The following is a 6,863-nucleotide window of genomic DNA, read 5'->3' as shown; positions in this document are numbered from 1 at the left end:
CATTCACGCCCTTACCCATCGGCGCCCCCTGCCCGCCCGCGACCAATGCTCGTCCAGGGGCCCCTGGGCCGTGCTCGACGGCCGCGACCGTCCGTCTTGTCAGCGGGCTCGTCACCCACAGGCCGCCTGGTTACACCCCTTGTCCACGCCTGGCTTCAACCCCGCCGCCACACCACAGAAACTCGGCGTGCCGCTTGGCATGGACTAGTGCCACCCGGCCGGCTGCGCTTTTGAGTGCAGCAGGCCACGCCTATGGGGGCGCACCTGTATTCGAGTGTTCGAGGGACTTGGCGGCTGGAGCCATCAGCAATGAGTACCTACCTCGCCACACGGATATCTGCGGCGCTCAGCAGCACCCCGAAGACCTCGCCTTTCACCAGCACACCCAGTGGGCGTGCTGGTTATCGCGCTGCATTGGGGCACGCGTTCGGCAACGGGGGCGGTCCAGCGACCACCGTCCACCACACCGTGCAGGGATAGCGCCAATCGTGTCCGGCGCTACCTCGCAGCGGCAGCTGGTGCGTCTGGCTCACCGTGCGCCGCGAAGGCTTGGTTCAGAGCGCAGCAGTGGCGGGGCCTGACTGCTTGTCCTTGGTCTGCGGCCTAATCGGGTTGGGCTCCGCGTGGGTGGGCTTGGCGGTGGACCTGTTTGAGCCGTTCAGCCGACACGTGGGTATAGAGCTGGGTCGTCTGCAGGGAGGCGTGGCCGAGAATCTCCTGGACGCTCCGCAGGTCGGCTCCGCCTTCGAGCAGGTGGGTGGCGGCGCTGTGGCGGAGGCCGTGCGGGCTCATGTCAGTTATTTGGCCGACCTCGGAGATCCGTGCGTGGACGATACGGCGCGCGCTTGTCGGGTGGAGGCGTCCCCCGCGGGCGCCCAGGAAGAGCGCGGGGCCGCTGTCGTCGTTCACTAGGGCGGGGCGTCCCGCACGCAGCCAGTCCTGGACGGCCCGGGCCGCTGGCTCCCCCACAGGGACGGTTCGTTCGCGTCCGCCCTTGCCCAAGACCCGGACCGTGCCGCGACCGGTGTCCAGGTCGTCGATGTCGAGACCGCACAATTCACTGACCCGGACGCCCGTCGCGTAGAGCATTTCGAGCACGGCCAGGTCGCGGAGCCCCACTGGGCCTTGGGTGTCCATCGTGTCCAGGAGGCGTGCCGCCTCGTCCCGTGTGAGCACTTCGGGGAGATCGCGCTGACGCTTGGGTGTGCCGAGTAGCAACCCTGGATCGTCGGAGAGCCGGCCACGCCGGTGCAGATGCCGGGTGAATGCGCGAACGGCGGCTGTGCGGCGGGCCAGGGTGGCGCGCGAGCGGCCTAGGGCGTGTTGCCGGGCGAGCCAAGCCCGCAGAAGCGAGACGTCGAGGTCGGCCGGTTCCGTTACGCCGATGTCCGCGGCATAGCCGATCAGGTCGTTCAGGTCACCGAGGTATGCGCGCAGCGTGTGCGGTGAGACGTCGCGTTCGGCGCGCAGGTGGCGGCCGAAGTCGGAGACAGCGTCTTCCAGCGCGTTGGTCACAGCGTCACGCTGCGCCAACAGCCGAGCCGACGCAAGCACCGGACCCCAGTTTGCGGCGAATCGCCGGAGACGTTCTCCGAAGTTATCCACAGGTCGTGATTTTTCAGCGACACAGCGTCACGGCTCGGCATCGTCGAGGACTGGAGGTGAGGCCCGTGAAAGCCCACATCAGCCTCGGCCGGCGCGGTGAGGACGCCGCCGTCGACTACCTGGTCGAACTCGGCTGGACGATTCTCGACCGCAACTGGCGATGCCGCGAAGGCGAGCTCGACATCGTCGCCTACGACGGCCGGAGGCACGTCATCTGCGAGGTGAAAACCCGCGGCTCGTCCCGCTTCGGCGACCCGGTCGAGGCGATCAACGCGGACAAGGCGGCCCGGTTACGGCGGCTGGCCTGGAGGTGGGCAGCCGCGCACGGCGTCAGCGGCACGCACGTGCGGGTGGACGTCCTCGGCCTGGTCACCGATGGCGGCGGCTTCTCGGTCGACCACCTGCGGGAGGTGTGCTGATGACGCTCGCGAAGACGCGCTCGGTCTCCCTCGTCGGGGTGGACGGCTGCGTGGTCGACGTGGAGGCCGCCATCACCAGCGGGGTCCCCGGCCTTCACCTGGTCGGCCTCCCGGACACGGCGCTCAGCGAGGCCCGCGACCGCGTCCGCGCCGCGATCTTCAATTCCGGTGAGGATTGGCCCAACCGCCATGTCACGGTGTCGCTGTGCCCGGCGAGCATGCCGAAGAAGGGCTCGACCTTTGACGTCGCTATAGCCATTTCGTTGCTCGCGGCCGCCGAGGTCATTCCGGCGCGGGCCTGCGCCGACCTGGTCCTGATCGGCGAACTCGGCCTGGACGGCCGCTTGCGGCCAATCCAGGGCGTGCTCCCCGCTGTGCTTGCGGCCGCCAACCAGGGGTGCCGGACGGTCGTCGTCCCACGCGCAAACGCTGCAGAAGCAGAACTCGTCCCGGGCATGAAGGTGGTGCCCGCAAGCACACTGCGCGGCCTCCTCTGCCTTCTGCGCGACGAACCGCCACCCGTCGAGGAGGACGAAGACGACGGCAGATCCTTCCCCGCCGACGGGCTCGCCATACGGCAGCAGGACATCCCGCTCGATCTCGATCTGGCCGACGTCCGCGGGCAGGCCGAGGCCCGCCAGGCCCTGGAGATCAGTGCCGCCGGCGGCCATCATCTGTTCTTCGCAGGGCCTCCCGGCTGCGGAAAGACGATGCTGGCGGAACGGCTCCCAACGCTGATGCCGCCGCTGGAACCCGACATCGCCCTGGAGGTCACGGCGATCCACTCCGTCGCGGGAACACTGCGGCCGGGCCAGCCGCTCATCACCCAGCCGCCGTTCTACGCGCCGCATCACACCGCCTCGCGCGCCTCGATGGTCGGCGGCGGCTCCGGCCGCGTCCTCCAGCCGGGCGCCGTGTCGCTCGCCCACAGAGGAATTCTTTTTCTGGATGAAGCTCCGGAGTTCTGCGGTGGAACGCTGGACGCCCTTCGCCAGCCCCTCGAAGAAGGCGAAGTGAGGATCAGCAGGATCGAAGGCATGGCGTGTTTCCCGGCGCGGTTCACGCTCGTCCTGGCGGCGAATCCTTGCCCGTGCGCCGCGGCCAAGCAAATCGACTGTTCCTGCGCTCCCGGCATGCGCCGCAAATATGCGTCCCGTCTGTCCGGCCCGCTCATCGACCGCATCGACCTCAAGCTCGAACTGACACCGGCCAGCCGAGCCGAACTCCGCTACGACCTGGAGTTCGCCGAGTCCAGCAAGGTAGTGGCCGAACGCGTTCTGCTCGCCAGGGAACGGACGGTCAGACGCCTGGCTGGAACGCCGTGGCGCTGCAACTCCGAGATCCCCGGCCCGGAGCTGCGCCGCCGCTTCACGCCTTCCGCAGAGGCGATGGAAGGCGCCGACGAAGCCCTGCAGAGGGGCGCGCTGAGCGCGCGCGGTCTCGATCGCATCCTGCGCGTCGCATGGACGATCGCGGATCTGGCGGGCCACGACGAACCAGGCCCGGATGACGTCGGCGGCGCGCTCACCCTGTGGTCGGCGGGGCGCCAATGAGCGACGAACGCACCGCCCGTGCCACCCTCACCGCGGTCGCCGAACCCGGCGACGCCTTCCTTAACCGGATCATCGACCACTCCGGGCCGGAGCAGGCACTCGAATCGATCCGCACCGGTCGGCTCCCCGACGACGTGCCCGCCGACATGAAGGAGATCAAACGTCTCGAAAACTGGCGGATCCGCCTGATCGCCGCCGAACCGGATCAGGACATGGCCGTCTGCGCCCGGTTCCGCGGACGTCTCATCTGCCCGGGTGACCCCGAGTGGCCGACGACGCTGGACGATCTCGGGAGCGGCCGCCCCTACGCGCTGTGGCTGCGCGGCCCCGGCGACCTGCGGTACAGCTGCCTGCGCTCCGTCGCCGTCGTCGGTTCCCGCGCCGCATCCCCCTACGGCATGCGGGCCGCGGCCGACTTCGCCTCCGAGCTGGCGGACGCGGGCTGGACGGTGATCTCCGGAGGCGCCCTGGGCATCGACGCTTCCGCCCACCGGGGCGCCCTCGCCGCCGACGGCCCCACCGTCGCCGTCCTCGCCAACGGCGTCGACGTTCCGTATCCGGCGTCCAACGAGGGCCTTTTCGCGGAGATCACCCGGCGTTCCCTGCTGGTGAGCGAGTCGCCGCCGGGAACCCATCCGCACCGCCTCCGGTTCCTCGTCCGGAACCGGGTGATCGCCGCGCTGTCCCGGGGCACGGTCGTCGTGGAGGCCGAGGCCCGCAGCGGCGCCCTCAACACCGCGACCTGGGCGTCCAAGCTCGGCCGCATGGTCATGGCGGTGCCCGGCCCGATCACCAGCCGGTCGTCGGTCGGCTGTCACCGGCTCCTGCGCGAGGACGGCGCCACCCTCATCACCCGAACCGAGGAGATCATCGAAGCCGTCGGACGTCTCGGCGCCGATCTCGCCCCACCGCGACACAGCCCCGTCCTGCCCCGCGATCGCCTGGAGCCGGTCACCCGAGCCGTCCTGGAGGCGTTCCCCGCCCGCGGCCCGGCTGGACCCGCGCAGCTCGCCGTCAACGCGGGCGTCGACCTGACGACGATCAACGCGAAGCTGGGGCTCCTGGCCGCCGCCGGCTTCGTCGAACGCACCTCTTCGGGTTGGCGCCTGACCAAGGTAGGCAAGTCCCCCAGGGGATCGGCTGACAGCAATTCCCAGCCTCCGATAGCTCTCCGACAGGAGCCCGAATGACTCACGCAGACCATGCCGACCGGGCCGCTAGTGCCGTCCTCGCGCTGTCAGTGGATCAAGCCGCCCTGCAGCCGCCGCAACGACCGCGCCTGTTGATCCCAGAGCGGGCGGCGGCGTCCATCAAGGCCTCGCGACAGCTGACGGGCTCACCAGATGGCCGAATTCACGCCACAGACAGAGTCAAGACAACCGTGAGGTGGGGAATCGACCAACAGCCACCGGGACGCGCCTTCCCGCAAAGCTCGATCCGCCGCAGAGTCGCCCTCACCGCTGCCCGTCACGTCTCGCCGCGCCATCGCAGCACGGCCAGTTCGAGGCTCACAGTCAGTTCGGGACTCACGGCTCGTGGAGGACGAGGAGTCACCTGGCGAATGGGGTGATCCCAAGCCGACCTCACGAATGTCAGCGCACCGACCCACGCGGACCTTGGCACCGTGCTGTGCCGCATCACGACACCGAGCCGCCCCCAGACGAAAGGAGCCGTTCCCTGACTACAAGCACCTGCAACAGCACCTCTGCCGCGACGACGTCGTCCTGTGCAAGCCTGCTCCTCGATGCTTCACCAACAGAACACCGGGCCGGAGTGACGCCCAACCGCTATCTCGCCAGGGACATCGCCCATGCGGCGATCACCTCGGCCGCGAAGGGGACCTTGATCGCCGCCGAGCCATGGCAGGCATCCGTTCGATGGCCAGAAGCAGCTTCACCACGCTGCATGAGTCAGAAACCAGCGCTACGACGCCAACCTGAAGGGAGCCACCTCACTCGTCCGAAGGGAGCTCGAAGTCGCTCTTGGCGAGTTCTTCGACATTGACGTCCTTGAACGTGACGACACGCACGTTCTTGACGAAGCGGGCAGGACGGTACATGTCCCAGACCCAGGCGTCCTGCATCGTCACCTCGAAGAAGACTTCGCCGTTGTCGACGCTGCGCACCTGAAGATCGACGGAGTTGGTGAGATAGAACCTGCGCTCGGTCTCGACGACATAGGTGAAGAGCCCGAGAACGTCGCGGTACTCGCGATAGAGCTGCAGCTCCATCTCGGTCTCGTACTTCTCGAGATCCTCGGCGCTCACGCTCGTGCCCCTTCCGTGCAGCCCTCGCCGGGGACCTCCCCTTCGGTCTCCTCCACCAAGGCCACCTCTCCATTGTTACGCAAGGCACGCCCCACATTGACGTAGGAGAACCGATGCTCTGGACAGGGTCCGTGCACGTTGAGCGCCTTGCCGTGTGCGCGGGTCACATATCCCTTGTGGAGGTCGAATCCGTACTCCGGGTACCGCTCGTGGAGGGCCACCATAATCCGGTCTCGGGTGACCTTCGCGACGATGGACGCCGCTGCCACGCACGCCGCCGCCTGATCCCCTTTGATCATCGCGAGTCCGGGGACGTCCAGGCCAGGGACCGGGAAGCCGTCGCTGAGCACATAGGCGGGTCGCTTGTCCAGGGCGGCGAGGGCCCGCCGCATCCCGGTGACGTTGCAGCGGTGGAGACCGATCCGATCGATGTCGTGGCACGGGATGATGACCGCGCTCCATGCGTACGCGCGCTCGGTGACCTCGGCGTACAACTCCTCGCGTCGCGCGGGGGTGAGCAGCTTGGAGTCGGTGAGGCCGTCGATCTTTCCCCGTCCGCCCTGAAGGATCACTGCGGCGACGACCAGCGGCCCCGCGCACGCGCCCCGCCCCGCCTCATCGACGCCGGCGACCGGGCTCAGCCCCGCATGCTCCAAGGCACGCTCAAAGGCGTGCATCCCCGCGTCACGGCGCGGCGTGAAACGAAGTGGACGACCCTTCATGCTCCGCAGCGTACGTCCCCGCGCCCCTCCGCCGCTCCCTGAACGCCGCCGTTCCCACCATGTCCCTGATCACCCGCCGACAGCCCAATCCGGCCTATGGAAACCACACGACCACCGTCCTGAAAGTCAGACATTGCGGGTGCCCGCCCTCACCCACCTCAGCAGGCCGACACCACCTCTCCCACGGCACGACATCCCCCTGGCCCCAAGATCGCTGCCTATCGAAGACCGACCCACCGCCACATCGATTCCGGAATGACTGCAATGCACCTCTCACACTGCCGGTACCACCCACCAG

General features: G+C 68.5%; 6 protein-coding genes. 3 read left to right on the top strand and 3 right to left on the bottom strand.

Annotation, left to right across the window (positions count from 1 at the left end):
* Positions 1 to 603: 603 nt before the first annotated feature.
* On the bottom strand, positions 604 to 1,515 hold the full coding sequence (locus E1287_RS40995; protein WP_207934770.1) for a tyrosine recombinase XerC: 912 nt from the start codon (positions 1,513 to 1,515) through the stop codon (positions 604 to 606).
* Between the two features lie 155 nt (positions 1,516 to 1,670).
* Here E1287_RS40995 and E1287_RS46125 point away from each other — a divergent pair, with 155 nt between their 5' ends.
* Genes E1287_RS46125 through dprA form a run of 3 tightly spaced genes read left to right on the top strand, consistent with a single transcriptional unit; the run spans position 1,671 to position 4,767 of the window.
* Positions 1,671 to 2,024: a YraN family protein gene (locus E1287_RS46125; RefSeq protein WP_243719791.1), complete on the top strand. Its 354-nt coding sequence runs from the start codon at positions 1,671 to 1,673 to the stop codon at positions 2,022 to 2,024.
* Positions 2,024 to 3,577, top strand: a complete 1,554-nt coding sequence (locus E1287_RS40985; protein ID WP_131971173.1) for a YifB family Mg chelatase-like AAA ATPase — start codon at positions 2,024 to 2,026, stop codon at positions 3,575 to 3,577. Before E1287_RS46125 ends, E1287_RS40985 begins: the two co-directional genes overlap by 1 nt.
* Positions 3,574 to 4,767, top strand: coding sequence for a DNA-processing protein DprA (gene dprA / locus E1287_RS40980; RefSeq protein ID WP_131971171.1), 1,194 nt, complete (start codon positions 3,574 to 3,576; stop codon positions 4,765 to 4,767). Before E1287_RS40985 ends, dprA begins: the two co-directional genes overlap by 4 nt.
* 761 nt (positions 4,768 to 5,528) lie before the next feature.
* Here the strand turns inward: dprA and E1287_RS40975 are convergent.
* Positions 5,529 to 5,843 carry a DUF2469 domain-containing protein gene (locus E1287_RS40975; protein ID WP_131971169.1) on the bottom strand — a complete coding sequence of 105 codons (315 nt, stop codon included), beginning with the start codon at positions 5,841 to 5,843 and terminating at the stop codon, positions 5,529 to 5,531.
* A complete protein-coding gene (locus E1287_RS40970; RefSeq protein WP_131971166.1) occupies positions 5,840 to 6,565 on the bottom strand; it encodes a ribonuclease HII in 726 nt (241 codons plus the stop codon). The genes E1287_RS40975 and E1287_RS40970 overlap by 4 nt, the downstream gene beginning before the upstream one ends.
* Positions 6,566 to 6,863 lie beyond the last annotated feature (298 nt).

Origin of the sequence: Actinomadura sp. KC06 (assembly GCF_004348735.1) — a bacterium.
Lineage (GTDB): Bacteria > Actinomycetota > Actinomycetes > Streptosporangiales > Streptosporangiaceae > Spirillospora.
This window is presented reverse-complemented; position numbering and strand designations above follow the sequence as displayed.

Bases quoted from the DNA above. Each gene is read 5' to 3' on its own strand.
- dprA (WP_131971171.1), top strand. From the start codon at position 3,574: ATGAGCGACGAACGCACCGCCCGTGCCACCCTCACCGCGGTCGCCGAA.
- E1287_RS40985 (WP_131971173.1), top strand. From the start codon at position 2,024: ATGACGCTCGCGAAGACGCGCTCGGTCTCCCTCGTCGGGGTGGACGGC.
- E1287_RS40970 (WP_131971166.1), bottom strand. From the start codon at position 6,565: ATGAAGGGTCGTCCACTTCGTTTCACGCCGCGCCGTGACGCGGGGATG.